This window comes from Aerococcus sp. L_32 (assembly GCF_050689315.1).
In genome coordinates this window covers 1-1,191 of sequence record NZ_JBOEQF010000542.1, presented here as the reverse complement: position 1 = coordinate 1,191, position 1,191 = coordinate 1, and the positions used below count along the sequence as shown (strand labels likewise).

Genomic DNA, 1,191 nt, shown 5'->3' with positions numbered 1-1,191 from the left:
TAACTTTGTCTTAGCGCATGACTTAATCCAACAAGTCGATCCACAAGTGGTTCGCTTCTTCTTAGCTTCAGCACATTACCGGTCGCCTTTAAGATTCAATGAAGAAAATATTCAAGATGCAACCAACAACTTAAACAACTTGAAAACTGCCTATGCGAACTTAAATTACCGTTTTGAAGATGCTAAAGAGCAATTAGATAACGATGCGAAAGTATTGGCACAAATCAAAGCTTTAGAGAATGAATTCGTGGAAGCTATGGATGATGACGTCAATACGCCAAATGGTTTAACTGTTGTGTACCGTTTGATGCGTGATATGAATGTATATACAAACCAAAAAGAAGTGTCAATCCCAGCACTTGAAGCTTTCAAAGAGTCGTTTACAGCCTTATTAACGATTTTTGGGGTCACTTTATCAGATGAAGAAGAGTTGTTGGCGGATGATATTCAAGCCTTAATCGATGAACGTAATCAAGCTCGTGCTGACAAAAACTTTGCCCGTGCGGATGAAATTCGTGACCAATTAAAAGCTGAAGGCATTATCCTTGATGATACTGCCCAAGGTACGCGTTGGAAACGTGCGCAATCTTAGTTGCGGTCTATAATAATGAAAATCAATACAGAAATGAGTCGACTAAATGTCAGAGAATAAGTCTTTAACGAAAAATGAAATAAAACAACTAAGTGGCCTAACCTTAGCTTATTTAGGCGATGCTTCTTGGGAGGTAGTAGTCCGCGACCATTTGGTTGAAAGCGGTCTAACGAAGCCCAAAGATCTACATAAAGCAGCGACTGAATTTGTGTCTGCAAAAGGGCAAGCACTATTAATTGAAGCCATGCAAGCTGAGGAAGGGTTCCTTACTGAAGATGAAATGACAATCTTTAAAAGAGGTCGCAATGCCAAAAGTCACACAAGCGCTAAAAACGCAGATATTCATACCTATAGAATTGCAACCGGATTTGAAGCTTTGATGGGCTTTGCCTATTTAAATGATCAAAATCGATTTAAGGAAATTGCAGCTTTCTGTATTCATTACATTCAACACGCACAAAAAGAGGAGCATGAAAATGGCTAGAGACAATCAAAGACAACAGAACAGAGATAGAAGACCCCGTAGTACAAATAATGAAGAAGAACTGGATCAATCTCCTGATTTCGTCTATGGTTTCCATGCCGCTATGGAAGTATTG

General features: G+C 39.1%; 2 protein-coding genes. Both read left to right on the top strand.

Annotation, left to right across the window (positions count from 1 at the left end; all coding sequences use genetic code 11):
* Nucleotides 1-592: DALR domain-containing protein (locus tag ACRCJ0_RS14630; protein ID WP_431390936.1), on the top strand; the 592-nt coding region annotated here is incomplete at its 5' end.
* A 46-nt stretch (nucleotides 593-638) separates the two neighbouring features.
* Nucleotides 639-1,076 (top strand): Mini-ribonuclease 3, encoded by a 438-nt coding sequence (locus ACRCJ0_RS14625; protein ID WP_431390934.1) that lies wholly within the window; start codon nucleotides 639-641, stop codon nucleotides 1,074-1,076.
* Nucleotides 1,077-1,191: the final 115 nt, after the last annotated feature.

Coding starts and splice junctions, on each gene's coding strand:
- ACRCJ0_RS14625 (WP_431390934.1), top strand. CDS start 639: ATGTCAGAGAATAAGTCTTTAACGAAAAATGAAATAAAACAACTAAGT.